This window comes from Lacticaseibacillus sharpeae JCM 1186 = DSM 20505 (genome assembly GCF_001436225.1).
GTDB classification, from domain to species: domain Bacteria; phylum Bacillota; class Bacilli; order Lactobacillales; family Lactobacillaceae; genus Lacticaseibacillus; species Lacticaseibacillus sharpeae.
On sequence record NZ_AYYO01000030.1, the window covers coordinates 21396 to 47760 of the forward strand.

Below are 26365 nucleotides of genomic sequence, written 5' to 3' on the forward strand. Positions count from 1 at the left end.
AATACCTTCTTGTAGCTTGCCATATTCTATTAGATAATTAGATTAAGAACATCATGTAGGGGGAGCAAAATGGCAATCACCGAGTACGAAGATCAAATTCAGGAAATCGTGAGCAAATCGGATCACTCAGAGTTCATCTATGACTTTCTAGGCGTTTACGACATTCCCAGAGCAACTGTTACCAAGTTACGCAAAGGAATGAACAACCTAGCGAAAGAAGCGGGTGCGGTCTATCTGAAAAACAAGTTGTACTTCAGAGAAGGCACTGGCGATTTAATGCAAGACTATGCCGACTTGCAAGAACGGGTCGACGAACTTGGTTGCAAGCCGCGTTATCTTCTGGTTACGGATTACCAGCACTTACTGGCCAAGGATACAAAGACTAACGAAACTCTCGATATTGAATTCGCGAAGTTGCCACAGTATTTTGACTTCTTTCTTGCATGGAACGGCATTGAAAAGGCTGATTTCGATAAGGAAAATCCTGCTGATGTTCGGGCGGCTGAACGGTTTGCAAAGCTATACGATGTCGTGGTTAAAGATAACCCGGATGCAACACGCAAAGGATTGAATCTATTTCTGATTCGTATTCTGTTCTGCCTGTTTGCTGAAGATACCAATATCTTTGAACATGACTTGTTCACGAATCGTGTTAAACAGATGACTGCTGATGACGGTAGCAATTTTGACCAATTCATCGGAAGTCTTTTTGGCGTGTTGGACTTTGAGAAGAGTCAGCGGCCAGCCGATACCCCTAGTTGGTTGGATGACTTCCCTTACGTTGACGGCGACTTGTTCAAAGATCAGCATGAGTCCCTACACTTTAGCGCCAAGTCTCGGAAGCTCATTATTGAAGCTGGGGAACTGCTCAAGTGGGATCAGATTAACCCCGATATCCTTGGCTCGATGATTCAGGCGGTTGCCAGTGAAGATAGTCGTAGCCATTTAGGTATGCACTATACTTCTGTGCCAAATATAATGAAGGTTATCAAACCGTTGTTTTTGGACGGATTACGTGAAGACTTTGAAGTAGCCAAGGGTCACGAAAATAAATTGCAGCAGTTATATGACCGCATTGGTAAAATCAAGTTCATGGATCCAGCATGTGGATCTGGTAACTTCCTGATTATCACGTACAAGGAATTGCGGCAGCTTGAAATTGATATTTTGATTGAACTTAACAATATTGGTGTTTCAACGATGTACGTACCATCGGTGACTCTGGATCAGTTCTACGGAATTGAAATTGACGACTTTGCATGTGATGTGACGCGATTGTCGTTGTGGATTGCTGAACACCAGATGAATGTGAAGTTACATGAACAGATTAGCGATGCTGTTCGCCCAACACTACCTCTGCAGCATGCTGGAGCAATTCTCTGCGCTAATGCACTCATTGTGAGTTGGAATGCTGTACTACCACATGGAAAACTTGATGAAGTTTATGTTTATGGTAACCCGCCATACTTAGGATATTCACTACAAAGTAAACAGCAGCGTGAAGAATTAATTCATCTCTTTAGTGGAGTAAGCGGTAGAGGATACCTAGATTATTGTTGTGGCTGGTATAAATTAGGCTCTGAATATATCCGGAGCTCGCGAGCGCAATGCGCCTTTGTATCAACAAACTCTGTAACGCAAGGGGTTCAAGTTGCCCCGTTATGGAGAGATATACTTAAACAATGTAAAATAACATTTGCACACAGATCATTTACATGGCAGAACAATGCAAAGGAGAATGCTGCAGTAGTTGTTGTAATTATTGGCTTGGCTGACATTAATAATAATAATTCTTCAGAACCAAGAATATATTCTATGCGTGGTATAAAGGTGGTAAAGGAAATATCACCGTATTTAACAGATTCCAGTAGTAAAACAATCATAGATAAGGTGCCGTCAAGCTTGTTTGGGCTTCCAGAAATGCTGTTTGGAAGCAAACCAGTTGATGGAGGAGCGTTTATTCTTACTAAAGATGAATATGAAGATATAATAAAGAAAAATCCGGAGTTATCGGATGTGTTCTTGAAATATGTAGGTGCGTCTGAGTTCTTTAAGGGGACACATCGATATGTTTTATGGCTGAATTCTGAACAATACGATAAATATAAAAGTTATAACGAGATTGAGGATAGAGTTAATAAAGTTCGTGTGATGAGGAAGAATAGTAAGAAAAAGGCAACTCAGATATTGGCCAATTCTCCATATTCTTTTGCTGAAAATAGGTATCAACCAAGACCAGCTCTCTTAGTCCCTGAAGTGTCTTCACAAACAAGGAATTACATTCCAATGGGGTATGTGGATGCGAATACAGTTGTATCGAATCGGGCATTTACGATATATGACTGTCCCATCTGGGTATTTGGTTTACTTGAATCACGGATGCATATGGTTTGGATGGAGCAAATTGGTGGAAGATTGAAGTCGGATTTCAATTATTCTGCCAGTCTTGTATATAATACGTTTCCTGTTCCAACTATATCAAAACGCAGAAAAGCGCAAGTTGAAGACATGGCGTACAAGTTAATCGATGCGCGTGAGGAAGAAGTGGGAACTCTAGCTGAGTTGTATGGAGCACCACTTGCTGAAAAGAAGCCTAAGCCGATGAATATAAAAGTCCAGAATATACATCAGGAAATTGACGAGATTATCGATCGTGCGTATCGGCCGGAAGGCTTCGAAAGTGACGAGCAGCGGTTAGAGTTTCTACTAAATATGTATGACAAGAAGGTGCAGTCACTTGGATAGTAAGAATGTAGTTGATGTTAATTATCATCAAACTGGTAAAAGCACAAATACGAACGAACTAGGTATGCGTGAGATGCAGGCACGTGTCTATCAGCATCGCAGTTCACATTACATTTTGGTCAAGGCACCACCTGCTTCTGGTAAGTCACGGGCTTTGATGTTTGTTGCGCTTGATAAGCTGGCTAATCAAGGTGTTCGAAAGGTTATCGTTGCCGTTCCCGAACGCTCGATTGGGAAGTCTTTCCAACACACCGAGTTAGCTAAGTTTGGTTTCTATGAAGATTGGTCAGTAGATTCGCAGTATGATCTTACTCTAAATGGTGGGGATGCGGGCAAAGTTCAGAAATTCATTGATTTCATGAACGACGATACGGCTACCATTCTCATTTGTACACACGCCACGCTGCGTTTTGCGTATGAGAAAGTCGATGATGATCACAAGTTCGACAACGTAATGTTAGCGATTGATGAATTTCACCACGTTTCTTCTGAAGACAGCTCAGTCCTTGGTGGTGCGCTGAAGAACATTATGCATAATTCAACGGCACATATTCTGGCAATGACGGGGTCTTATTTCCGTGGTGATTCATCGCCAATCTTGACGCCGGAGGATGAGCAACAGTTTGACAAGGTCAATTATACCTATTACGAACAACTGGACGGCTACAAATACTTGAAGTCATTTGGTATTGATTACAAGTTTTATCAAGGCTCATATCTTACGGCTTTGGACAAGGCGGTAGATGTGTCTAAGAAGACCATCATTCATATTCCTAGTGTTAATTCTAGTGAATCAACCAAGGACAAGTACAATGAGGTTGACGCTATATTTGATACCATTGGCACGGTTGACTCGCAGGACGATGAGACGGGAATATACACGCTCAAGAGCCATGTGGATGGACGTTTGTTGAAGGTTGCTGACCTAGTCAATGAAGAAGGCCGCGACAAGGTTCAAGAATACTTACGTAAGATGAAGCGGGATGATCAGTTGGATATCCTGATTGCGTTAGGGATGGCCAAAGAAGGTTTTGATTGGCCCTGGGCTGAACAAGCGCTGACCATTGGTTATCGACGCTCGCTAACGGAAATTGTGCAGATTATTGGCCGAGTTACGCGTGATAGCTCCAATAAGACGCATGCTCAGTTTACGAATATGATTGAACAGCCGGATGCTAAAGACGGTGATGTGCAGTATGCGGTCAACTCAATTCTCAAGGCGATTACTGCCTCATTGTTGATGGAGCAAGTACTGGCTCCGGAGATTCACCTGAAAGCACGCAAGCATAAGGCAGATAAGTCTTCAGGTAATGGTGGTGATATCTTTGTCCGCGGATTGAAAGATCCATCAACTAAGGCTGTCCGGAGCATCATTGAGAACGACATGCCTGACCTGAAGGCGGCCATCCTGCAAGATAACGCAGTGAAGAATGGTATTGCGGCTAATGTGGACGCTGAGACGATGAACAAGGTACTGATTCCTAAAGTCATTATGACCCGCTACCCAGGGCTAAATAATGAGGAAGTCGAAGAAGTCCGGCAGTACGCGGTAGCAGATACAGTGTTGCGACATGCTGTCGTTGATCAAACTACGGACAAGCACGGCAACACCAATGAATTTTTACGAATGGCTGATAAGTTCATCAACGTCGACGAGCTGGATATCAACTTAATTGATTCCATCAATCCGTTCCAGCGGGCATATGAAGTGCTGTCACAGAATATTGACAGTGACGTTTTGCGGACAATTCAGCGTTCTATTGACGCTAAGAAGTTTGACTTCGATGAAGCTGAACTCGTCTACCTGTACAATCAGACTAAGCAATTCATCGCTGATAACGGTCGGGAGCCAGATAAAGGAAGTCGCGACGAGCTTGAGGTAAAGATGGCGTATGCGCTTGCTAAATTAAGGGATATGCAGGCACGGAGGCAGCAGAATGGATAATCAAAACTTGATTCGGTCGCTGGATGACATTTTCAATGATCCGGATGCAACGTCTCTGCTCGCTAGCAAACCCAAACATACTCCTGTAAGCTATGATCCTACGGTAGAAGGATTTCAAGAGATTACCGAGTGGGTGATTGCTCATGATGGTAACGAGCCACAGAAGCTGCGAGATCCATCGCAGATGAAACAGCGCAAGTTGGCAAGTCGATTAAAAGGTATCCGTGAAGATCCAGAACGGCGGGATTTGTTAATGCCGTATGATACAGCAGGGTTACTAGCTGTTCATGAAGATAGTCCGGCATTGAATGATATTGTGAAAAACGAGAAGCAGAATTTCTCATCGTTGGATGATATTCTTAGCGATGATTCCATTCTGTTCAAGAAAAGTGATCAGCAGGCTGCCGGTAGTAAGTTGTTCGATACCAAGAAGCTAAATGAAATTCAGCGTGAGCAAGAAAATCGTCCGGAAGTGATTTCTCAGCGTAAACCGATGAAGAAATTCGGTCAGTATGAGGCTATGTTCCATAAGGTTCAGGCTGAAATTGCCTCTGGTCAGCGGCAGCTTCGCCCGTTCAAGAATTACGAGTTGCTGAGCAAGCACTTCTACGTTCTTAAGGGACAGTTACTGTATATTGATGAGATTGGCGAAGAAGTTGAGCTTAATGACAATAGCAACCGTAAAACCGACGCAAGAATGCATGTAATCTATGATAACGGAACTGAAAACAACCCGACTCGAAATGGGCTTGCCTCATCTTTGTATGGACGTCAAGGCAGGATTGTTACGGAAGTTGAGCATGGTATTGAACTGACAAGTGACGACCATGTGACGGGGTTCATATATATACTGGAATCTTTGAGTAACAATCCCCAGATTAAGCAAATACAATCTGAGCATCCACTATATAAGGTTGGGTTTACAACCGGATCTGTGCAGTCAAGAATTGCCAACGCCGAGAATGAGTCAACTTATCTATATGGTCCAGTACGACTTGTTGGCGAAATCAAAGTGGTGAACTTGAAAACTGAAGTCTTGGAAACTGCGTTGCATCATGCATTAGCAGAATATCAGTTAGATGTAGATATTACCGCAGCTAACGGGCGAATTGTTAAGCCGCGTGAGTGGTTCATAGTTGATATTGCAACCATTCAAGCAGCCGTACAGTCGATCATGATTCGATTGAAATCTGAGCAAGATTAAATAGCTAGCGGTAAGTAATTTATGTTTATGGAATGATGAAAAGGGGTAGTTGTATGTCAGCGATTGGATCAATCTGGCATAAGTGGGATTTACATGTGCATACTGCAAGTTCATATGATTCTAAGTATAATGCAGCGGATCATGACATTAAATTGGTCTCAGCTTGGGTAAAGCATGGAATCTCTGCAGCAGCAATAACGGATCATGGAGTAATCGACGAAGAGCGGATTGCAAACATCCGGAAGATTATTTCAGACCGGAACTTAAACATTACGGTGTTTCCGGGTGTGGAACTGAGGACCGATACGGCTAGCTCGAATTTGCATGTAATTGGGATATTTTCTGAAATGTCGGATTTGCATGCGCTTGCAGAAGATTTTCGAGCCTTTGCTCGTCGCCATAATTTGATAGATAATCCACAGACTGCATATGTTTCATTGCCAGATATTGTTAAATTTGTACGTGACGAACAGCATGGGCTAATATCGGTACATGATGGGAAGAAGAGTAATGGCTTGGGAAAGGCGACTGGATTAAGCGGTTCTAAGGATGATCCCAATCGAGATTTTAAGACTTTACTGAGACATGACTTCAGGTCACAGGTTGACTTTCTAGACACTAATTCGGAGCAGTCTGCGGAAGCCTTGGTGGCATACGTATGCACGGGAGATTTGGACGGACTACCAGTCACAGTAAACAGTGATATTCATTCGCCAAAAGCATATCAAGCTGAAGCGGTGACATGGATTAAAGCGGAACTGACTTTTGATGGACTTAGAGAAGCATTTTCTCAACCAGCTGGTCGAATCTCGTTTAAGGTTATTCCGAAGGAACTGCAGGACCAAGGGTTGAGGAAAAATTCGACCATCTCCGAGATTGATGTACGGAGTGACGATGGAAAATCGGATTGGTACGGAAATTCATTGCAGTTACCGTTAAACCCAGGTCTAGTTACAATCATTGGAAACAAAGGAGCTGGTAAAAGTGCGCTTGCTGATGTACTCGGGCTTGATGGTAGATCACGCAATTTGAACGATGCTTCGTTCTTGTCAAAGCATCGATTTAACGACAAATCAAGGTATGGTTCAAGGTTTAGCTCCCGCCTTCGATGGTGCGATGGGACCGAAGACGATTGGTTAAAGTTAGATCAGAAGCCGTCAAGTACGAACGGAAAAGTTGAATTCTTACCACAGAGTTATATCGAAAAAATAGCTTCATCCGTTAGCGACGAAGAACTGTCTAAAGAAATCCAGAAGATTGTATTTGACGCGCTTCCGAAAAGTAAACGTCTGGGACAGCGTTCTTGGGCAGCTCTGATTGAAAAACTAGAGCAAAAGTACACAACTAGCATTCAGGATGCCAGAACTAGATTGCAAAAAGTGAATATAGACATTCTGCAATTCGAATCAAAATTAAAAGTCAGTTACCTTGAGGAGAGGCAAGAGAAACTTCATACTATTCAAGCTCAAATTAAGAGTATGGAATCAAATCCACCGAAGAAGCCGCTAATTGAAAATCCAGAATCGGATGAAAGCGAGAAAAGGCAAAGCTTAGTGGATAAGCTGAAGACTAACAAGAGGTTAAAAGAGACCGAGGAAAAGGAACAAGGAAATATTTCACAATTCATATTAGATTTGAATGAATTGCAAAATAACGCTGATAAAGTAGTTAATACGATTAGTGAATATAATAAAACTGTCAAAAAATTTGTGGAAAAGTATAGTACACTTTTACCAAATTTGACTGAAATTACAGAACTTACTGAGACTATGCAAATTACGGCCAATATCTCATCAAACCGTCAATCGAGTCTCTCAAAGAATCAGGCTGCCGCTGAAAACAAAAAGAGCCAACTTCAAAATGCAATTGATGAGACAGCAAAGGAAATCGAAACATCTAATAAAGAAATCAATCGACGGGATAGTAAGATGAGTATCCAGGGTAAGCAACAGGCACAATACCATGATGCTTTAGAAGCTTGGAATTCAAAACTATCTCTTCTAAAAATAGGGGATGAAGGGTTAGATACTGATTCTGAAAAATCGGTTCTGGAGGAAATTCAGAATTGCACAGAAAAGATTCCCAACCAAATTGCTGAGCTGTATAAGCAACGTCATTCTCTTGTTGAGCAGATTTTGGATCTGATTAAAGAAAAAGGGAGGCAATTAGACGGACTGTATCTTGACGCTAAGCAGTACATTGATGTGCTGAACAATGTGGATCAACAAAACGGTATTAACACAGAGCAAGATAGTGGTGTTGAATTTGTTGGATCCATTCAGCCAGTATCAGGATTTGTCCAGACCATACTCAGTAATGTTGACGGCAGAAAAGCTGGAAAACTACGAGGATCTAGTGAAGCCGCAGATTTTATTAATTCAGAGTTGGATAAAACTGACGTTTCCATCTCGAATCAAGTGATTGATTTCATTGAAGCAGTTCTTTATCAGAACGACCCAAAAACTAGTCGACCAGACTTTGACGGCTTAGAAGGAATCTTTCGAGATCGGGCCACTGCGTACGATTATTTGTTTGGTCTCGAATTTTTAGACGCGGAACTACGGCTCATGTACAACAAGCGTCCATTGCAGGCTCTGTCTGCTGGTGAGAAAGGACTGGTACTTCTTATTTTCTATCTTGGACTATCGCGGCGTGAATATCCGCTTGTAATTGACCAGCCAGAGGATAACTTAGATAATCAATCCATATTTAAGCATTTGGTACCGTATTTACGATATGCGAAAACGCAACGACAAATAATTGTTGTTACGCATAATCCAAACATTGCCATTGCGGCGGATGCCGATCAAGTGATTGTTGCCACCATGGACAAAAACACAAATACGTTTGGATTTATCAGCGGAGCCCTTGAGGATAAAGATATTAATACGCAAATTGTTGATGTCCTTGAAGGGACTAAGCCGGCATTTGATCTACGTGACCGACGTTACTCGTTGTTCGAGTAAGAAAAAGGGATGATTAATGTATCCAGGTGAGCAGCCAAGAATTATTGGAAAATCTCTTTAGAAGTTCTTTCGCTACACCTACTTCCAATTTCGTCATCACCATCAATTCTATTCAGCAACTTCAAAGCCCATATCTCGGCCCATACCGTCGATGATATGGGTATTTTAATTTGCAGAAGAGCTTAGAAATTGAATCAATATTTCTCAATATTTCTTTTCTTGGAGCCAGTATCGCCGGCTGTATCGTCAAGTCCGTTAGCCAGTAACATTAAAATCCTGTTACAGTTCAACTTTCAGTTTCAAAACGCGTCCTACAAACCGTCTGTATATGGTGAGAGCGAAAGTTCTCACAGGCCTTCCGGAAGGGTCTTGAAACGTATCGCCGCCGCGCGCGGCGTGCAGCGCGAAAGCCGCTAGCGCGAGCGGCGGCGGTCGGCGTTAGCCGGCCGCCACAAGCCCCCGGTCTCTAATAGGGGGGCAAATATTAGAGACAAAATACACGTAAGTAGGACGAAAGCGCCGGTGGCAAGCCACTTTGCGTAGGCAGATAGGTGGCTTTGCTGTCAGGTCGCTTCGAAAGGAGCTAACATGCTGAAAGATTTGAACTTAGTCGGCGGGATGACGAATACCGACTGGCTAAACCAGTTTCATGATGAGATGGGCACGCATAAGATTACTCAGGGCCAATTAGCGAAGACGGCTGATTACAGTCGATCGCATTTGAACCAGTTGCTCACAGGGAAGAATCCGATTAACAAACAAGCGCGATTGCGGTTGACGTTAGCGTTGCGGTCACTGACAGGCCAGAACAACATTGACGTTTGCATTGATTATTTAGGTGTCACCTTCAAGTCGCACGATTATGAAGAACTGGTGACGGAATTGTTCCAGATCAACTTGAATCACTTCAATCTTAAGGAAGGAGCGCGATACGGGTACGCAGCGACTTTCAAATGCGGCGAGATTGACGTGTTACTGTCGCCATATCAAGATGTGAATGCGGACAGCTATGATCCAAGCGAAGATAGCGGCACGATGATTGAGCTGAAAGGTCAAGGTTGCCGCTACGTTGAATCGTATTTGCGTCAGCAGGATCGCACCTGGTACGACTTCTTGGAGACTTGTATCGCCCTTGGCGGTCACTTTACCCGCGTTGACCTCGCCATCAATGATCGTAACGGTTTGCTCGATGTGCCGACCTTGATTGAGAAGTGTGATCGCGATGAATTCACCTCGCGCTTTCACGGCTTCCGTGATAATCGCACGAAGCAATGGGAGGTGTCAGGAAGAACTTTGTATCTGGGGTCGCCGCAAAGCGAAGTGTATTTCTGCATTTACGACAAGGCCTTTGAACAACACCAGAAGCACCCTGAGATTGCGATTGAAGACCAGCCGATACGCACGCGCTTTGAAGTCCGGTTACGTCGCAAGCGTGCCGCTGCTGCAATTAAGAATCTGTTGGCGGAGCGTGATCCAGAGAAAGTCGTGTTCGGCATTATCAACCGTTACCTGCGTTTCTTGACGCCGAGCCACAAAGCGAAGAGTCAGTGGGCGACAGATCCGCGTTGGGATGCTTTCATCGGCAATTATCGCGACAAGTTGCGATTATCAACCAATCCCGAACCATTGAGTTATGCGCACATTAATCGCTGGCTTAAGAAGCAGGTTGCGCCGTCGCTGAAGATGTTGCAGCTGATTGATCAGTACAATGGTACAAACGAGTTGAAGGCAATCATTGACGGCGGCAAGCTGACGCAACGCCACTGGGACTTGATTCACCACTATCAGCACCACCGCAATGGTGTTTTGACGGATGTAGAACCGAGTGAGACATCAAAAAAGAGCGACTACGCCGACCAAAGCAAGTAGTCACCCCTCACAGATAAGATTTGGGTCCTATCTGGTTTGATTATCTCACTTCAATCAACGAGAAGGAAGTGACGTAATTGGATAAGAGTTTTGTCTGCTATCAAGATCTGATGGCATTAGGCTTCAAGCAGCACACCGCGCGCGATATCATTAGACAAGCGAAGCAAAGGATGGTACAAAAGGGTTATCCCTTGTATCTCAACCGAAACTTAGGGCGCGTGCCGCGCTCTGTCGTTGAGTCCATTCTCGGATCACCGATGAATGGAGCTGTTGAGAATGAGTAAAACCAAATATCCAGGCGTGTTCATAGACGCCAAAGGTAACTTCTACTATGAAACTGAGTTAGGCACCGACAAGATGAGTGGCAAGCGCGTCCGTAAGAAAGGGCGGAAGGACAGTCAAGGAATGCCATTCAGTACCGCGTTTGCGGCGAACAAGGAACTGACGCGGGTGAAGCGTGAATATCATAAGGCACATGGGTTTACGAACTTCCGGATGACCTATCGCCAGTTCATGAAAGACGCGTATATCCCGGCATACAAAACCGACGTGGAGGAAAGCACCTTCGCTGTCCGTAACCGCAGCTTTGATATCTGCATCGCACGGTTTGGCGACTTGCTGCTGCGTGACATCGATATCACCGACGTACAGAACTTTCGCACCTGGCTGCTCACGGATGAGAAAGACGGCGGTGCAGGCTACTCGCAAGGTTATGCTGGATTGGTGTTCGGCTGCTTCCGCAAGTCTCTTGACCACGCGGTGCAGATGCAGTACCTGTCCAGCAATGTGTCGAAGCGGGTCAAGGCGATTCCTAAGGCCAAAAGCAGCGTGCCGTTCTGGACGAAAGCTGAGTTTGAACAAGTCATCGCGCAAATCTGCATTGATGACATTTACGGTCACCTGAACTTCGTTATGCTGTGGCTGTACTTCCTGACTGGCGTGCGCGTCAACGAAGGCACGGCGCTGTGGTGGCGAGATGTTGATCTCGCCAAGAAGCAACTACACGTTGACCACATGCTGGTGATGAAGAACCGGCATGACTGGGAGCGCCACGACTACACGAAGACAGACAGCGGCAAGCGCATCTTGACGCTTGATGATGACACCGTGGCAATTCTACGGCGCTGGCGCGAGGTGCAGCAGAGTTTCGGTCTGGGTGGGGTAGATGATTTCGTCATGACCTACGATGGCTTGCCGATGACCAAGTCCACGATCTCGAGGATTATCCACCGCTACGCCAAGTTGGCGCAGGTGCACCCAGTCGAAGGCAAAGGGCTGCGCCACAGTCATGCGTCGTATCTCATCAATGAGTTCAACGTCTCCGTACTGGTGTTGTCCAAGCGCTTGGGCCATTCGTCACCTGAGATCACGCTGAAGCACTACTCGCACTTATGGGGCGGACTGGATGCAGATATCGCCGAACAGATTGCGGGTAACATCACGATCAAGACGGCGGGTCAGAATCAGGTGCGGTTCGTGGGGAATCAGGCGGTAAAGTACGATCAACTAAGCCCCGCCAAACTCCCCGCCAAAACAGTGGCTGAGGCATAGAAACCTAGTGATGACGCGGGATAGCGCCGCTGAAGATACGCTCGAATGGGAATAATGGTGATACCCAACTTGAAGTAAAAAGGCCGGTTTAAAGCCAATTTGGATTTTTCTAAAGGACTTAAAACGGGTTAAATTCACTTAATAATAGGAGCTGCTCCGTGCAAACAAAACCCGGCACAGCCAGTACGCATTCTCGCGTGCAGGCGGTGCCGGGTTTTGTTTGTTTTAGATGACGTCAGTGATTACCCAATTATTGCTTTGTTTGGAAAAGGGTCAAGGACGCACTGAGATACTTGGCTCATGTCGTTAGCAGTATCGAGGTACTTTACAGGTAAGTTGCCGGTTAGGCTGCTTTCAGTATCATTGGTTATTGTCGATTATTTATTCGCAAGATTGACGAAGTTCCGGTATTCAACGGCAAAGTGCCGATTGTGATCGTCGAAGAAAATCTGGGGTGCGGCTTTCGGCCACCAAACGTGTAGGCGGAAATTACCGCCATCTTCGGTATCACGATATTCAGTGACGCCGCAGCCCCACGTCGTTCCATCAGCGAACTTCACATTGGAAAATGATTTGTGCGGATAGTCGGGCGAAACTGCCGTATGCACGAAGTCGGGAAGGTCGGCACCCGTTGCACTTGGAAAGACGGCCGCGTTGGTTGGTAGGCCGCCAAGTGTTTCAACAATCCCAGATTTCAGTAGCAGATAGTGTTCTGGATGTGCAGGGAACACCACGTCGGCTAGAACTTGATCACGCTCGGCGGGGGTACCTGTGATGGCTTTGCGCATCTGTTTGGCTTGCCATTGGACATAATCTGTCGCAGACATACCGTGTAAATCAACTTGCACGAACACTTCTTTGAATTCGCCATGCGATGCTTCTAGATATTTCTTAATTCGTTTTTCGTTTTCGATCATCTCTGGTGCAATTAAGGCTTGCAGACGTTCTTGACCTAGCAGTTCCTTGATGTTCGCCAGTGCGCGACGAGAAGCTAGTAGTTCCCATTCATCGACCTTAGCCTCGTCAGCATCGCCAAGTTGTGTGTGAAAATCAACGCTTACAGTAGCTAAGTCTTTTCCCAGACCGGTCGCAGCGAGGCGAACAAAGTTGCGATACTCAACCGCGAAATGGCGATTGTGGTCATCAAAGAAAATCTGGGGAGCGGCTTTTGGCCACCAAACGTGCAAACGGAAGCTGCCACCGTCGTCTGTGTCGCGATATTCTGTGACGCCGCAGCCCCAGATTGTGCCGTCTGCTAGTGAGACATTTGAGAATGACTTATGCGGGTAATTCGGATCAGTTGCATCATGAACGAAATCAGGAACCTCTTTTCCATCTGCACTTGGAATAACTGTCGCATTGGTTGGCAAGCCGCCAAGTGTTTCAACAATTCCAGACTGCAATAACAGATAGTGTTCTGGATGTGAAGGGAAGATGACATCTTGAAGAACATCTGCGCGTTCTTCTTTGGTGCCTGTGATGGCTTTGCGCATCTGATTGGCTTGCCAGGTCACATATTCCGTGGCAGTCAGGCCGTGCAGATCAACTTGCACAAAGACATCCTTGAACTCGCCGTTTGATGCTTGCACCAACTCATGAATACGATGATCACTTTCATCCATTTCAGGTTGGATTAAGGCTTTCAGTGCCTCTTGACCAAGACTGGATTTAATATTGCGTAGAGCCCGGTGAGCGGCTTGTAGTTCCCAAACGTTGACCTGGGCGTTATCGGCATCACCTAATTGGGTGTGAAAATTGACGCGGACGTTCGAATCAGAGTTTGTCATTTGAATTCTCCTTTGTTGGGATGTATATTTACTTTACACATGTCATTTTATGCAGACTATCTTTGTAATACCAGCGACACCTGTTGACCTAGCGAACAGTAGATTAACACCTTTGGCAAATGTGTAAACTTAGTTTGCAGCAGAAAGGAAATTAACCATGGCCGATCATCGTTATCAACGTACTGACATAGATATTCAGAATGCCTTTTTGCACCTCGTCGATCGAATGCCGTATGAACAGGTAACTGTCGCGCAAGTGGTTGAGGAGGCGATGATCACTCGGACGACCTTCTACAACCACTATCAGGATTTGCCTACGCTGGCGACGCAGATGATTCACGCGTTGCTGGCTGAATTTGCGGAGGTGTTAAACAAACGATTTACGCTAGCGCCTGATACAGGAAATGTTCATCAGATCATAACGTCGTTGTTACCAGAAGTGCAGCAAGTTGTGTTGACCCAGCGCGAAAAAACCAGAGTACTTCGTAAAATCACCGTGGGTGGCCTCACGATTGACCGCGGTATACATCAAATTGTTCAACAGATTACTCATCAGAGCTTGCGAGATGAATCGGGGACATATGAACAAGCAATTCTTAATGCTATTTTGGCAACTGGCCTTGATCATTTTCTCGATACCGGCGAACTTCCATCGATGACCTCGATTCAAACCAGTTTGCAGAATATTGCGGCACTGATTTTGCCCAGCGATGTATGAAAAGGCCACGCTAGCAAAGTAACGGTGGCTATTTTTTTGTCACCATTACTTACTAAGATGGAACAAACTGATTCTGCCAATACACAGTTTGGGGTCAGCTGGAGGTGCTACTAAGATTGGTGCGTCACGAGAACACGGTAAGATATGGTCATGAGGTACGGTGTAGCTTGAATAGAAGATGGTGCAATGTAAGCTGACTTGCAAGCAGAATGTGTTCGGACGGAGAAGAAATTAATGTACATGCTTTGGGCACGTAACACTCACGGATAAAGTTTGTGTCTTATATAATTGAAAATGGTTTGAGTCTGTCACGTGGCATTCAGTGAATTTATTGTCACATTCAAACATAGTATTGTGGTAGAACTGTGTTTGAACGTGGGGTGGAAGAAATGCAAGCTGAAATGTTGAACAAGTTATTAAAAGTTAACAATGGTCAAGTTACCCGACAACAGGTCGAACAGTCTGGGATTGATCCACATCTGTTAAGTACTTTAACGCGTGATGGACGGTTGGAACGAGTGGATCGTGGGGTCTATATCGATCCAGCAATCTTTGAGGATGACATGTACATCTTGCAGTATCGATTTAGCAAGGGAATTTTTTTCAAAGATACGGCCTTATACCTGCATCACATGATTGATCGGACGCCGGGGATGTATGAAATGAGCTTTCCACAGAACTATCACCCAACAGTAATTGATCGTTATCCAGTCAAAGTATATCGGCAGAAACTAGAATGGCAAGAGTTGGGGGTAGAAGAAGTATTAAGCCCTGGACAGCATTTAGTGCGCACTTATAACATTGAGCGAACGCTGTGCGATATTCTGAGAACACGCGATGCTTCGGATGCTGAAACAATTAAACAAGCAATGGTGTCGTTCTCAAAGATTAAGAATAAAAAACTACATCGTCTGAGTGGGCATGCAGATATTTTTAAGGTGAAGGACAAAATCAGAGCATATATGGAGGTGTTACTATGAAACTCGGCTTCACTAATGGCCAACAATTCAAGGAACTTTGTAATTGGTATTGCAGTTAGTAGGAGCTAGTTTTGTTATTTGCTTGTATGTGCTATCATAATCATGTAAAAGGCCACCAGCGGTAACTGGTGGCCACTGCAGACCGTTTAAGACGGCTGGCATCAAGCAAATTCTTAGACAATAAAGTCCGTCATCACTTCGCCAAAAGTTTAGTGACGGTCTTTTTTATTGTCCAAAATAGCTACCACAATAGCAATCACAACGTTGACTACTTCCAGAACAAGCGCTCCGAACGCAATCATGATTGTAATTGCCTCAGCTACTGACAACAAGGCACCTCCTTTCACATGTATCTCTAGTGAATACCATAGGCACCACCACCTGTGATTGGATTTGCCAACCGCTATAAACTTCTGCGCCGTTAAGTATACGTTTAATTAGTTTGCATGTGTGACTCTTACCGTGAATGAGAGGTATTTTCTCTAGTCGAAAGTCAAAAAGTGGATGATCTGGTTACAGTTTTTTGGATTCATGTTTGTTGGCGCATATTTTAATGGTTTTTCTCCTCGTCTTTGTGCCATGATAGCACTAGACATTAAAATCAAAACCAATCACCCTCAAAGGAGACCCGCCATGCGCGCATTAGTAGTTCCAGACAACCAAGCAAACAGCATCGCCAGCTTAAAATGGCTCAATCGTCCAATCCCTGAACCGGGCCCCAATCAGGTGCTGGTGCAAACCAAGGCGGTGGGGCTGAATCCCGTCGACTACAAGACCATTGAGCATCTGGACCCAGCGCTGACTTTTCCCCACACCATCGGCCTCGACGTTGCGGGCCTGGTGGTGGCAGTTGGGACGGAAGTGACAAGCTGGCATGCAGGCGACCGTGTTTGTGGGCACGGCAATTTGGCGGTCGACGGCGCCTTCGCTGAGTACGTGGTGGTGGAAGCGGCGGCGATTGCGGCTATTCCGGACGGGGTCAGTTTCACGACTGCGGCCGGAAGTTTGTGCGCCGGGCTAACCGCGTACCAGGCGCTTTTTCGCAAAGCTAACCTGAACAACGTTGAGACTGTGCTGATTCATGCGGGTGCGGGCGGGGTCGGTAGTATGGCGATTCAGTTGGCTAAGCACATGGGCAAGCGTGTGTACACGACCGTTTCGGCGCACAAGCAGGACTTCGTGGCGCAGCTGGCGCCCGATGCGCAAATCGATTACCGCACGGCCGATGTCACCCAACGGATTGCGGAACTGACTGGCGGCCAAGGCGTTGATTTAATCATTAATACAATTGGCCATCCTGAGGCGGATTTGCCCCGCCTAGCATACAACGGGCAGCTGGTGTGCCTGCTGGCGGTGCCCGAATCGATTCCGACCGCAAAGGCTGTGACCGTCAGCAAGCTTGATCTCGGTGGGGCGCACCGCAGCGGTAATCCACAGCAGGTTGAAGACCTTGGTCGCATGACGCGTGAATTACTTGCGCTGATTGCGGCGGGGACTGTGGACCCGCTGGTGAGCAAGGTACTGCCGGCGGACCAGATTCCGACTGGGTTGCAGCTGCTCAAGGATGATCAAGTCGCTGGGAAGCTAGTCGCTACGTTTGGGGCGGCAAGCAAGTTTTAGGCTCACTTTTGACACCTACCAGTTTTATGCCGCCAATGCCAGTTACCACCGTACACGCTTTGTGCTAATCTATGAGCATGAGCAACATCTTGTGAAAAAACGTTTTGGGGAAGACGAGTCGGCACGGTCGCGGGTAATTGTTAGCGCTAGTGCTGATGGCAGATGTACTGGAGTGGAGCGGCTTATGGCTTTAACTAACATAATTTTGGCGCAAATATTGACGCTTAGCAGCAATTTCATTGTGATGGTCGGTGCAATCTCGTTCATTTACTGGCTGAATTCGAGCACAGCCAACCCGTTTGTCGTTGCGCATCACCAGCAACTGACTTACATTACGGGGTGCTTGTTCCTGGTCTTCTTGGTGGCACAACTATGGCGTGGCTGGCCGGAGTGGCCGTATCTGGACATGCTAATCGTCACGCTGTACATGGTTAACCTGCAGCAAGGAATCCGGTGGCCGGCAGTACTGGATTTGGTGCTGATTGTGCTGCTGACGCTGTGGCTTGGTGCGCCGCTGTCTGCTAGCAGCGTTGCCGGAATTGTGGTTGCCGGCGGCATTCTTTTTCTGACGCAAACGCAGGCCAAGCGGATTCTGGCGCGGCCAGTGCTTAATGGCTGCGCGCTGGTTGCGTTTGGCACGGCGGTAATGGTTAGCCAGCTGAATTTGCGCCAAACGAATCTGTGGTTTTGGCTGCAACAGCTTGGCACGTTGGCGATTCTTGGCGGCCTGTGCCTGGCTTTTGACCAAATCATGCGGGCGACGCGGGCGCGGACGGACAAGATGTACTCGCTGACGACCATCGACGAGCTGACCGGTGTGCACAATTTCGGCACGTTCAACAAGGAGCTCGACCAGCTTTTTGCGCAATTCCAAAAAGATGGCCAGCAGTATTCCGTGTTCGAAGGTGATCTTGACCACTTCAAGCACATCAATGATACGTATGGGCATCCGGCGGGCAACGTGGTGCTGCGCCAGCTTGCCCTGGAGCTCGATTCATTTGCAGATACGCTGCCGTTTCCGGCGACCGCATACCGGCTGGGCGGCGAGGAATTCGCCATCATTGCGCATGCGGAGTTGAACCATGAGCAAGCAATGGCAATCGGCGAGCGATTCTTGGCGTTGCTCACGCTGGTACGGTTTCCAGATGCGGATCCGAACCTGACCATCACGTGCTCCATTGGCCAGGCACGGGTGGAGCCGGGAGACTATAGTGCTAACGACGTGTACAAGAAGGCCGACCGCAACCTGTACGCCGCCAAGCAGGGCGGACGCAACTGTGTGCAGGCCCAGGGGGATGCGGCGACGAAATAGTGCAACACAAAGCAATGGCACCACGGACGCTTGGGGTTCGTGGTGCCATTGCGTGTTTTACGATTTCTTGCGGTGTCAGTTGATTATTTTGCGCATCAATTATGAAGGCCTTAAAGTGGTTAAGTTGATTCTGAAATCTGGCATCTACATTATTCATGAGTATTCATGCTTGGCTAGATCCTGGCATATATAGATTTCACCAAAATATACGTAATACCCCAAAATAATACCGTCATCATGATTTTGCCTATGCTCGTTGGGCATATCCGCTAAATTAACCAGGTATATTACATCCAACTGCACAGGTCGTATACTCGAAGGGAACAATAAGTTTTGGCAGCATTCATTCACTAAAAGCAAAATAGAAAGGTAGCAAACCATGGAATACACACAGTTAGGCAACACTGACATCAAGATTCCGAAGCTTTGTGTCGGTGCAATGAGTTTCGGTCAAGCTGGCACGATGCACGATTGGACGCTTGATCTGCAGCAGAGTAAGCAGGTGATTGACCATGCGTTGTCGCTGGGGATGAACTTCTTCGACACCGCCAACACATATTCGGCGGGGACAAGCGAAGAGTACCTTGGCGCGGCACTTAGGAAGCTGACCCAGCGCGATAAGGTTGTGCTTTCCTCCAAGGTCTATTTCAATCCAGGTCGGTTGTCCAAGGACGCCATTAATCGTGAAATTGACGGTACGCTCAAACGGCTCGGCACGGATTACCTCGACTTGTACATCATCCACCGCTTCGATTACGACACGCCGATTGAAGAAACTATGGCGGCACTTGATGGCCTCGTTAAGGCGGGCAAAGTGCGCGCACTCGGGGCATCAGCGATGTACGGCTATCAATTTTACAACATGCAACTGGCTGCTCGCGACAATGGCTGGACGCCGTTTGCGGCCATGGAAAACCACTACAACTTGCTGTACCGCGAGGACGAACGCGAGCTTATTCCGCTGTGCAAGCAGATGAACGTTGCGCTAATGCCGTACAGTGCGCTGGCTGCGGGGCGACTTGCGCGGCCAACCTGGACGGCGGATACGTTGCGCAGCCGCACGGACCTAGTTGCACAGGGCAAGTATGACCATACCAAGCAATACGATCTGGAAATAACCAAGCGTGTACACGCATTGGCGGACAAGCACGACGCAACAATGGCGCAGATTAGCCTCGCGTGGCAGTGGGCCAAGGGCATCACGTCCCCAATCATTGGGGCGACCAAGACCAAGTACCTCGATGAGGCGGCGGGGGCGTTTGCGGTCCAGCTCAGTGCCGACGAGATTGCGTACTTGGAAGAACCATACGTGCCACATAAGGTGGTCGGGGCGATTGACCACAATCCGGAACAGGGAGTTGTGCTGCTGGACGCAGATAAAAAATAGCCTCAACGGCAAATAGGGTACCAACGCGATGGGCGTTGGTACCCTATTTTGTGAGTTAAAATTTGCTGCAGTTAGGTTATTTGGTTTCACCGTTCAGGTAGTTCAGCGCCGCCGTCCCCACCGCCTTGGCCGCAATCAGCAGGGCCCGTTCGTCCATGAAGAAGTCGGGGCTGTGGTGGGGGTGACTCTGGCCATCGTCTGCCGCGCAGCCGATGTAGAGGAATGCGGCCGGCTTGGCCTGTGCGAAGTAGGCGAAATCCTCGGAGGGGTCTTGGGGACCGCAATCAAAGACTTTGGCCACCCCCGCTGCGGCAATACTTTCTGCAGCGGGGGTCATAATTGCGGGGTCGTTCACCAGCACGGGGTAGTTATCGTCGTAATTAAGCTCAGCCTTGACGCCAAACATGGTCTCCAGACCGTGGACGAGCGTGGTGATCTGCTCGCGAATCGTTTTGCGCGTGCTTTCCTTCATCACACGCACGTCGCCCTTCAGCGTGACGGCTTGCTTGATGGCGTTGAACGAACCGGCACCGTCGAAGCTGCCGATAGTGACGCTGGCGGTATCGAACGGATCAATGCGGCGGGAAACGACGGTTTGGAGGGCGGTGACAAAGTAGCTGCCGGCGACAATCGCATCGTTGGCCAGGTGCGGCATGGATGCGTGGCCGCCGTGCCCAGTGATGGTGAGTGTGAAGTTGGCACGGCCGGTTTGAGTTTCGTGCAGGTGGTAGCCAACGGTGCCCACCGGCATGTTGCTCATCACGTGCGCACCGATGACCGCGTCAATGCCGTCCAGGACGCCGTCTGCCAGCATCGACTTGGCGCCGCCGGGGGAAACTTCTTCGGCCGGTTGGTGGATAATCCGCACCGTGCCGGACCACTCGCTGCGGGTGGCATACAGCTCGCGGGCCAGGACCATCAGGTAGGCAGTGTGCCCGTCGTGACCGCACGCGTGCATGACGCCTGGGTTCTGGGACTTGAACGGCAAATCACCGCCTTCTTGGACGGCGAGGGCGTCAAAGTCTGCGCGCAGGGCTAGGTGTTTGCCCGGCTTACCCGAGTCGATGTCCACAACAAAGCCGTAGCCGTCCCCAAAGTCGCGGGTGGTCATGTGCAGCTGCTGGTACCATTGTTTAATGTACGCGGCCGTATCGTGCTCCTGGAAGCTAACCTCAGGGTGGGCGTGCAGGTGTTCACGAATTGCGATGATTTCGGGTTCAGCGGCAGTTAGTCGGGACATTAACGTTGATGTGTTGGTCATGATGGTTTTCCTTTCGTAGTCGATTTTGCGCAGCGAGACATTCTATCTTTAGTCTAGGCCTCTTTGCGCTATGAAACCAAGCGCTTTTCGTCTCTTGTTCATCTACATAATAGCCGGCGCAATTATTCGCGTGTATACTAAACGAAAACGAACTGGGGAGAGACGTATTTTGCAAAACTTGTACAACGAATCGGCAGAATTCCATAAAATATTCGATGACCGCCAGCCGGCAACGCCCACGGCATTGGATCACGAGAACCTGGTCGACCGGGTAGGCTTCATTCTGGAAGAACTCACGGAGATGGCGACGATTGGTTGCCAGACGCCAGATGAAATTGAGGCGACCTTCGCGCAAGTTGAAGCGCGCCTGCAGATGGCCAAAACGAAAATTTTGCGCAAGCAGCCGAGCGTTTACCCACCAATTGTGCAGCAGGCTGACGCGCTCGGCGACATCGCGTACCTCACGTTCGGCAGTTACGTGCTGATGGGCGTGGATCCCGACAACATTCTGGCGACTATTCACGCGGCGAACATGCACAAACTGTTTCCAGATGGGCAAGCTCATCGCGACCCAGTGACGGGGAAGGTGCTGAAGCCGGCGTCGTGGGCGGCACAGTACCAGCCGGAGCCGCTGATTGCGCAGGAGATTGCGCGGCAGGGGGAACGGTAGGATTGAAAATAGTAAATAACTCATAGCTATTGATAAGTGCCCTACAATTGTTAGATATAAACTAACGATTGTAGGGCACTTTGCAAGTCTGGTGTAGTGGTTCCGCGTCAATCAATTCTTTGCTTGTGCAAGTGATGATTGATTACCACATTTTTGTTCGGCTTTTATGCGCGTAATTTCCCGGCGAATTTTGACCATTTCTGCTTCCGGTATTGGCTTTGGACCACCAGCTGCGATAATTGCGCGATTTTCTGCATCGATTAAGTCATCAAGCCGAATATCGTCAACCTTATTTGCCATTGGAGTCATCTCCTTTAAAAGTGTTTAACAATTGAATCGCGCTTGTAGTGTCGATATATTGTTTACCATTACCAATTTCCTTGGCACCCATATCCGTGCTGAAATGTTCACGCACCCTCGTTTTTGGTTTTAGCAAAATGAAACCATCATCACCATAATCAAAACTTGCTTGGGCAACAATGGCAAATAGGGCACGGCCGACCCCGTAAAAGCGTCTATTCTTGCCCCTATTATAAGGCGCAGACTCGATTAAATCCAGATTTACGAAATTGTCATCGTTATCGTATGACACTAATCCTTGAAATTCGTTCGACCCAGGTAATGTGATTGCAACTACTGTTGTACCTGCAGTTAACGACCAATTAAAGAGCCAACCCGCCTTGTGTAGGCTGTCTGCATGTGGACTGGTAATGGTTATTTTATGGTAATTGACTTTAACTTCTTTTCCGGTTTTATATTCATTTATGTGAAGACGAAGCGGGGAAGTTGAAATTGACATGGTAGGGCCACCTTTCGCAATATATCGTCTATATATAGATTGCGCAATCCGGCGTAAAACCCCCGAAACTTTTTCAATTTTCTGCCAAAAAAATAGCACGAGCTCCGCGCGGCATTATTGCTCGCTCAACTTAATCTTCTGTTTGCTATGACTCCTGTGTTCAGTTACATATGTATGCGAGCAAAAAAAATGACCGGCTCCCCAGCCGGTCCCCCAAAACTATGAATCTGTTTTATATCTATCATCCAGCTCCCCAGCAGGATGAACTAAACTTACCTAATTATTACTTGGAACTGATTACTTAGCCCACACAACGCGGTTAACAGTGCGGGAGATGCAGGTCTGCAACACGATTTGTTCGCCCTGATTGGCGGAAACCATCGTGCCGTACACGTACTTGCGGGTACCAGCGACGAAACCGAAGTCCGTCACGTTCTTGTATGACTTAACGTGGTAAGTCTTCTTGTGCCCGGAAGCATCCTTCACGGTAATCGCTGAGCCAACCTTGAGCTTGGTAATCTTACCGAAGTTCGAAGTGTTGTGGCCGATAATGTGTGTCGACTTGTGATCCCGTGTGGAAAGGGTGGCCTGACCGCCCCATGTCTGCGCGGTGTTACCAGTTGGTGCCGTGTTAACCATCGTGTTCCCGAGTGAAACCTTAGTGGTCCTACCAAGGAAGGTAACGTAACCGTTGCTGATGGTTTTCGCGGTCTTGACCGCAACGTCTGAATACTTGACCCACTGGCTAGTGCCGACGTGGTACCAGGTGACGCCGCGGACGGTCTTCATTGAGGAAACGTTACGGCGAGTGCCCTTTTTCAGAGTTGACTTGGTCTTGCTTGCTCCGGCTGTGCGGTAGATGGTCGTCTTCTTAGCAGTGACCGTCGCAACATCCTTCGCCGTGGCCGCTTGTGTGGTTTGGCTGTTCATTCCGAACATGCCACCGAACCCCGCAATAACAGCCAGCGCTACAGCAAAACGATATTTAATTTTCATAAATAGTTTCTCCTTAAACTTACAATTCCCCAAAACGTAACATGATCGCGATGACCCGTGCTCCCCAGCACTATCGCTCTCAACACTTTGTATATTACGCTCATTTCTAGAATGTGCAAGCCCGTGAACAAAGCCAAAATGGCGTCAAATAGCGGTCTATAGGCGTTTGTGCTAACCGGTCCACACTATCATCGATTACTTATATAACGGATAACATCAATTGCTGAACGAAGATTTACTGCCGGTTAAAAGAACATCACATCGGGTGGGACGGGCATTGATAACGTAACCGGATGTTATTTTATGAAATGGTCATTCGTTGTTTTATTTCGTCATGACGAATTATCGATGTGTTAGCAATCTCTTATCGTAGCTATGAATCGGCCGCAAAATGGCCGTTTTTAGCCCCAAAATGGCCGAAAAATTTTTTAAAATATTTTTTTATTTCTGACGAATATGAGTTTTCGGTGGCGTACAGACGAAAAAACACTCAGAAACGACGGCGATGGTCGTGTCCGAGTGCCTCTAAGTTGACTTACTACTGAATCGATGTGCGCGCGGCGGATAAAACATCAAGAACGTCGGTGCTGTGGGTGAATGCTTCGTTGGCAGCGCCGGTGTCGTGATTAGCAATCATCTGCACGAAGCGGGTGAATTCGGCAACCATGCGGTGACTGGCTTGGTTAAGGCGGTATACGTGGTTGTCGGCCCCGCGCTGCTGTACTTCATATTGCTGGAGCTCATTGGTGGGGCCGTCGATGACAATCGTTCCGTCCTCACCCTCGAGCATGCTGCGGACGGGGGCACCAGCATCCTTGGCCGCGATGCAGACCGCCTGCATGTGCGGGTAGGTCAGGGTGAGGATGCCAGACGTATCCACGCCGCGCTGCATGTTGGGCAGGTAGTGCACCACAGTTGGTTTGCCAAACAAACCGACGACCATGTGGATGTTGTAGATGTTCAGGTCCATCAGCGCGCCGCCGCCCTTGGCCGGATCGAAGGCGGGCAGTACAGTACCGGCACGAAAGGCATCATAACGGGAGGAATACTGGGAGTAGTTGAATTCGGCGATTCGGGGAGTGCCGATGCCGCTTAATGCACTCTTGATGCCCGCGAAGTTTTCCAAGTACTGGTTGGTGATAGCTTCGACCAGAATGAGGTTGTGCTGATCCGCCAGTGCCTTGAGTTCTTCAGCTTCTTTACGCGTTGGGACGAATGGCTTTTCACAAATGACATTTTTGCCCGCTTGCAGAGCCTGCTTGCTGACAGCGAAGTGCAGCGAATTCGGCACGGCAACGTACACGGTATCGACGTCTGGGTCGTTAATGGCGGCGGTGCTGTCCGTGTAAGTTTTGCCAATGCCGTATTTGGCTTGCAACGCATCCAGTGCTGCGGCGTCACTAGGCATACCCGCAATCGCCGTCAGTTCCAATCCGTCAATTTGCCCAGCTACCGTTAAGAAGTCTTGGACAATCTTGCCAGCACCAATAATTGCTAATTTCATGCGCTTAACCTCCGAAATTTGTGCTTCAACGTTTCAACACGATTAGGATAGCAAATGGAGTAGCTCTTGCCTGTAAAAATACTGATTCCGTTGCGTTTGTTTAGATTTTTGTTCAAAAATCGCGTTATAATTAAACAAAATGTTCAGGAGGACATGCCGATGTTAATTGCGGAAAAATTGCGGGCGGCAGTGGGCTACACGCCAACTGATGTGGCGCTTGCGGCAACCGTTTTGGCCGATCCCCGCGCGGTGCCGGGATTATCCATGCAGGAGCTTGCAGACCGCGCACATTGTTCACATTCAGCAGTGGTGCGGTTGTGCAAAAAACTTGGCTTTAAGGGTTATCGCGAATTCACGATTGCGTTAATCCAGGAATTAAACGCGCAGACGGTTACGATTGACGACGCGAATTTTCCGTTTTCTGCACGCGATACGTTGCGTGAAGCGACCGACAAGCTGGCCACGCTCAGCATTGGGGCGATTACCAATACGAAGGAGCGGCTAAATATGCCCGCGCTGGTGACGGCGGTGCAGACCTTGATCCACGCGCGGCGCATTTTTCTGTACGGTCACGGCGATTCAAGTCTGCTGGTGCAAGAATTCGCCAACAAGCTCAACAAAATTGATATTTACCCCATACTTGCGGACCAATTGGGCGAAAGCGGGTGGAATTCAACCAACGTTACGCTGGACGACTGTGTCCTGATGGTGAGTTATCGGGGCCGGTACCGGATTTATGCCCAGGTGCTGGAGTACATGCAGCAGCGCGAGGTGCCGACAATTCTGATTACGGGCCGGCCGGAGTCAGATATGGCGCAGTTGAGTACGGTGTGTCTGGACGTGTCCGGGGATGAGTACGATTACCTCAAGATGGGGACGATTGCATCGCAAGTAGCGTGTGAATATCTGTTGACGGTGCTGTTTGCTGGGGTTTATGCCCATGACTACAACGGCAATTTAGCGGCGTTGAAGCAGCGGCAGGCGAGTTTGACGACGGGGTTGCTGGCGGAAGATGGGGGTAAGCACGGGCAGGAAGGGTAAATTAAAAGGA

The 26365-nt window shown here is 47.8% G+C and carries 21 protein-coding genes; 14 read left to right on the forward strand and 7 right to left on the reverse strand.

The window, feature by feature from the left end; all coding sequences use genetic code 11:
* The first annotated feature begins 69 nt into the window (after positions 1–69).
* The 7 genes from FC18_RS06775 to FC18_RS06805 all read left to right on the forward strand — a co-directional run bounded on the left by FC18_RS06775 (position 70) and on the right by FC18_RS06805 (position 12280).
* Positions 70–2745, forward strand: coding sequence for a DNA methyltransferase (locus FC18_RS06775; protein ID WP_054680222.1), 2676 nt, complete (start codon positions 70–72; stop codon positions 2743–2745).
* Complete coding sequence (locus FC18_RS06780; protein WP_156300977.1) at positions 2738–4690, forward strand: DEAD/DEAH box helicase; 1953 nt, start codon at positions 2738–2740, stop codon at positions 4688–4690. Before FC18_RS06775 ends, FC18_RS06780 begins: the two co-directional genes overlap by 8 nt.
* On the forward strand, positions 4683–5894 hold the full coding sequence (locus FC18_RS06785; RefSeq protein WP_054680228.1) for a GIY-YIG nuclease family protein: 1212 nt from the start codon (positions 4683–4685) through the stop codon (positions 5892–5894). Before FC18_RS06780 ends, FC18_RS06785 begins: the two co-directional genes overlap by 8 nt.
* 53 nt (positions 5895–5947) lie before the next feature.
* Entirely contained in the window at positions 5948–8860 is a 2913-nt protein-coding gene (locus FC18_RS06790) for a TrlF family AAA-like ATPase (protein WP_054680229.1), read from the forward strand.
* A 588-nt stretch (positions 8861–9448) separates the two neighbouring features.
* Entirely contained in the window at positions 9449–10729 is a 1281-nt protein-coding gene (locus FC18_RS06795) for a replication initiation factor domain-containing protein (protein ID WP_056975818.1), read from the forward strand.
* A 77-nt stretch (positions 10730–10806) separates the two neighbouring features.
* Complete coding sequence (locus FC18_RS06800) at positions 10807–11013, forward strand: DUF3173 domain-containing protein (RefSeq protein WP_003575700.1); 207 nt, start codon at positions 10807–10809, stop codon at positions 11011–11013.
* The gene (locus tag FC18_RS06805) at positions 11006–12280 is read left to right on the forward strand and encodes a tyrosine-type recombinase/integrase (RefSeq protein WP_082403956.1); all 1275 of its coding nucleotides are present in this window, start codon (positions 11006–11008) and stop codon (positions 12278–12280) included. Before FC18_RS06800 ends, FC18_RS06805 begins: the two co-directional genes overlap by 8 nt.
* Positions 12281–12657: 377 nt before the next feature.
* Here FC18_RS06805 and FC18_RS12240 read toward each other — a convergent pair whose 3' ends face one another.
* Complete coding sequence (locus FC18_RS12240; RefSeq protein WP_202813296.1) at positions 12658–14067, reverse strand: hypothetical protein; 1410 nt, start codon at positions 14065–14067, stop codon at positions 12658–12660.
* A 157-nt stretch (positions 14068–14224) separates the two neighbouring features.
* Between FC18_RS12240 and FC18_RS06820 the strand changes: the two genes are divergently transcribed.
* Both FC18_RS06820 and FC18_RS06825 read left to right on the forward strand, forming a co-directional pair.
* Positions 14225–14785, forward strand: a complete 561-nt coding sequence (locus tag FC18_RS06820; RefSeq protein ID WP_056975820.1) for a TetR/AcrR family transcriptional regulator — start codon at positions 14225–14227, stop codon at positions 14783–14785.
* A 389-nt stretch (positions 14786–15174) separates the two neighbouring features.
* A complete protein-coding gene (locus FC18_RS06825) occupies positions 15175–15765 on the forward strand; it encodes a type IV toxin-antitoxin system AbiEi family antitoxin domain-containing protein (protein ID WP_054677885.1) in 591 nt (196 codons plus the stop codon).
* Positions 15766–15974: 209 nt separating this feature from the next.
* Here the strand turns inward: FC18_RS06825 and FC18_RS11930 are convergent, their stop codons facing one another.
* Positions 15975–16094 (reverse strand): putative holin-like toxin, encoded by a 120-nt coding sequence (locus FC18_RS11930; protein WP_156300845.1) that lies wholly within the window; start codon positions 16092–16094, stop codon positions 15975–15977.
* A 304-nt stretch (positions 16095–16398) separates the two neighbouring features.
* Between FC18_RS11930 and FC18_RS06830 the strand changes: the two genes are divergently transcribed.
* From FC18_RS06830 to FC18_RS06840, 3 genes are all read left to right on the forward strand, one after another.
* Positions 16399–17385, forward strand: coding sequence for a zinc-binding dehydrogenase (locus FC18_RS06830; RefSeq protein WP_054677887.1), 987 nt, complete (start codon positions 16399–16401; stop codon positions 17383–17385).
* A gap of 184 nt (positions 17386–17569) precedes the next feature.
* Positions 17570–18697 (forward strand): GGDEF domain-containing protein, encoded by a 1128-nt coding sequence (locus tag FC18_RS06835; RefSeq protein WP_054677889.1) that lies wholly within the window; start codon positions 17570–17572, stop codon positions 18695–18697.
* A gap of 379 nt (positions 18698–19076) precedes the next feature.
* Complete coding sequence (locus FC18_RS06840; RefSeq protein ID WP_054677891.1) at positions 19077–20084, forward strand: aldo/keto reductase; 1008 nt, start codon at positions 19077–19079, stop codon at positions 20082–20084.
* A 76-nt stretch (positions 20085–20160) separates the two neighbouring features.
* Here FC18_RS06840 and FC18_RS06845 read toward each other — a convergent pair whose 3' ends face one another.
* Complete coding sequence (locus FC18_RS06845) at positions 20161–21345, reverse strand: amidohydrolase (protein ID WP_054677893.1); 1185 nt, start codon at positions 21343–21345, stop codon at positions 20161–20163.
* Between the two features lie 169 nt (positions 21346–21514).
* Here FC18_RS06845 and FC18_RS06850 point away from each other — a divergent pair, with 169 nt between their 5' ends.
* A complete protein-coding gene (locus tag FC18_RS06850) occupies positions 21515–22015 on the forward strand; it encodes a pyrophosphohydrolase domain-containing protein (RefSeq protein ID WP_225353684.1) in 501 nt (166 codons plus the stop codon).
* A gap of 111 nt (positions 22016–22126) precedes the next feature.
* Here the strand turns inward: FC18_RS06850 and FC18_RS06855 are convergent, their stop codons facing one another.
* The 4 genes from FC18_RS06855 to FC18_RS06870 all read right to left on the reverse strand — a co-directional run bounded on the left by FC18_RS06855 (position 22127) and on the right by FC18_RS06870 (position 25314).
* A complete protein-coding gene (locus tag FC18_RS06855; RefSeq protein ID WP_054677895.1) occupies positions 22127–22315 on the reverse strand; it encodes a hypothetical protein in 189 nt (62 codons plus the stop codon).
* Positions 22305–22814: a hypothetical protein gene (locus tag FC18_RS06860; protein WP_054677897.1), complete on the reverse strand. Its 510-nt coding sequence runs from the start codon at positions 22812–22814 to the stop codon at positions 22305–22307. Before FC18_RS06860 ends, FC18_RS06855 begins: the two co-directional genes overlap by 11 nt.
* Before the next feature lie 297 nt (positions 22815–23111).
* Positions 23112–23810 carry a sortase domain-containing protein gene (locus FC18_RS06865; protein WP_054677898.1) on the reverse strand — a complete coding sequence of 233 codons (699 nt, stop codon included), beginning with the start codon at positions 23808–23810 and terminating at the stop codon, positions 23112–23114.
* Between the two features lie 538 nt (positions 23811–24348).
* Positions 24349–25314 (reverse strand): Gfo/Idh/MocA family protein, encoded by a 966-nt coding sequence (locus tag FC18_RS06870; RefSeq protein WP_056975822.1) that lies wholly within the window; start codon positions 25312–25314, stop codon positions 24349–24351.
* A 159-nt stretch (positions 25315–25473) separates the two neighbouring features.
* Between FC18_RS06870 and FC18_RS06875 the strand changes: the two genes are divergently transcribed.
* On the forward strand, positions 25474–26355 hold the full coding sequence (locus FC18_RS06875) for a MurR/RpiR family transcriptional regulator (RefSeq protein ID WP_056975823.1): 882 nt from the start codon (positions 25474–25476) through the stop codon (positions 26353–26355).
* Positions 26356–26365: the final 10 nt, after the last annotated feature.

Coding starts and splice junctions, on each gene's coding strand:
- FC18_RS06775 (WP_054680222.1), top strand. CDS start 70: ATGGCAATCACCGAGTACGAAGATCAAATTCAGGAAATCGTGAGCAAA.
- FC18_RS06785 (WP_054680228.1), top strand. CDS start 4,683: ATGGATAATCAAAACTTGATTCGGTCGCTGGATGACATTTTCAATGAT.
- FC18_RS06790 (WP_054680229.1), top strand. CDS start 5,948: ATGTCAGCGATTGGATCAATCTGGCATAAGTGGGATTTACATGTGCAT.
- FC18_RS06795 (WP_056975818.1), top strand. CDS start 9,449: ATGCTGAAAGATTTGAACTTAGTCGGCGGGATGACGAATACCGACTGG.
- FC18_RS06805 (WP_082403956.1), top strand. CDS start 11,006: ATGAGTAAAACCAAATATCCAGGCGTGTTCATAGACGCCAAAGGTAAC.
- FC18_RS12240 (WP_202813296.1), bottom strand. CDS start 14,067: ATGACAAACTCTGATTCGAACGTCCGCGTCAATTTTCACACCCAATTA.
- FC18_RS06820 (WP_056975820.1), top strand. CDS start 14,225: ATGGCCGATCATCGTTATCAACGTACTGACATAGATATTCAGAATGCC.
- FC18_RS06825 (WP_054677885.1), top strand. CDS start 15,175: ATGCAAGCTGAAATGTTGAACAAGTTATTAAAAGTTAACAATGGTCAA.
- FC18_RS06830 (WP_054677887.1), top strand. CDS start 16,399: ATGCGCGCATTAGTAGTTCCAGACAACCAAGCAAACAGCATCGCCAGC.
- FC18_RS06835 (WP_054677889.1), top strand. CDS start 17,570: ATGGCTTTAACTAACATAATTTTGGCGCAAATATTGACGCTTAGCAGC.
- FC18_RS06840 (WP_054677891.1), top strand. CDS start 19,077: ATGGAATACACACAGTTAGGCAACACTGACATCAAGATTCCGAAGCTT.
- FC18_RS06845 (WP_054677893.1), bottom strand. CDS start 21,345: ATGACCAACACATCAACGTTAATGTCCCGACTAACTGCCGCTGAACCC.
- FC18_RS06855 (WP_054677895.1), bottom strand. CDS start 22,315: ATGGCAAATAAGGTTGACGATATTCGGCTTGATGACTTAATCGATGCA.
- FC18_RS06860 (WP_054677897.1), bottom strand. CDS start 22,814: ATGTCAATTTCAACTTCCCCGCTTCGTCTTCACATAAATGAATATAAA.
- FC18_RS06865 (WP_054677898.1), bottom strand. CDS start 23,810: ATGAAAATTAAATATCGTTTTGCTGTAGCGCTGGCTGTTATTGCGGGG.
- FC18_RS06870 (WP_056975822.1), bottom strand. CDS start 25,314: ATGAAATTAGCAATTATTGGTGCTGGCAAGATTGTCCAAGACTTCTTA.
- FC18_RS06875 (WP_056975823.1), top strand. CDS start 25,474: ATGTTAATTGCGGAAAAATTGCGGGCGGCAGTGGGCTACACGCCAACT.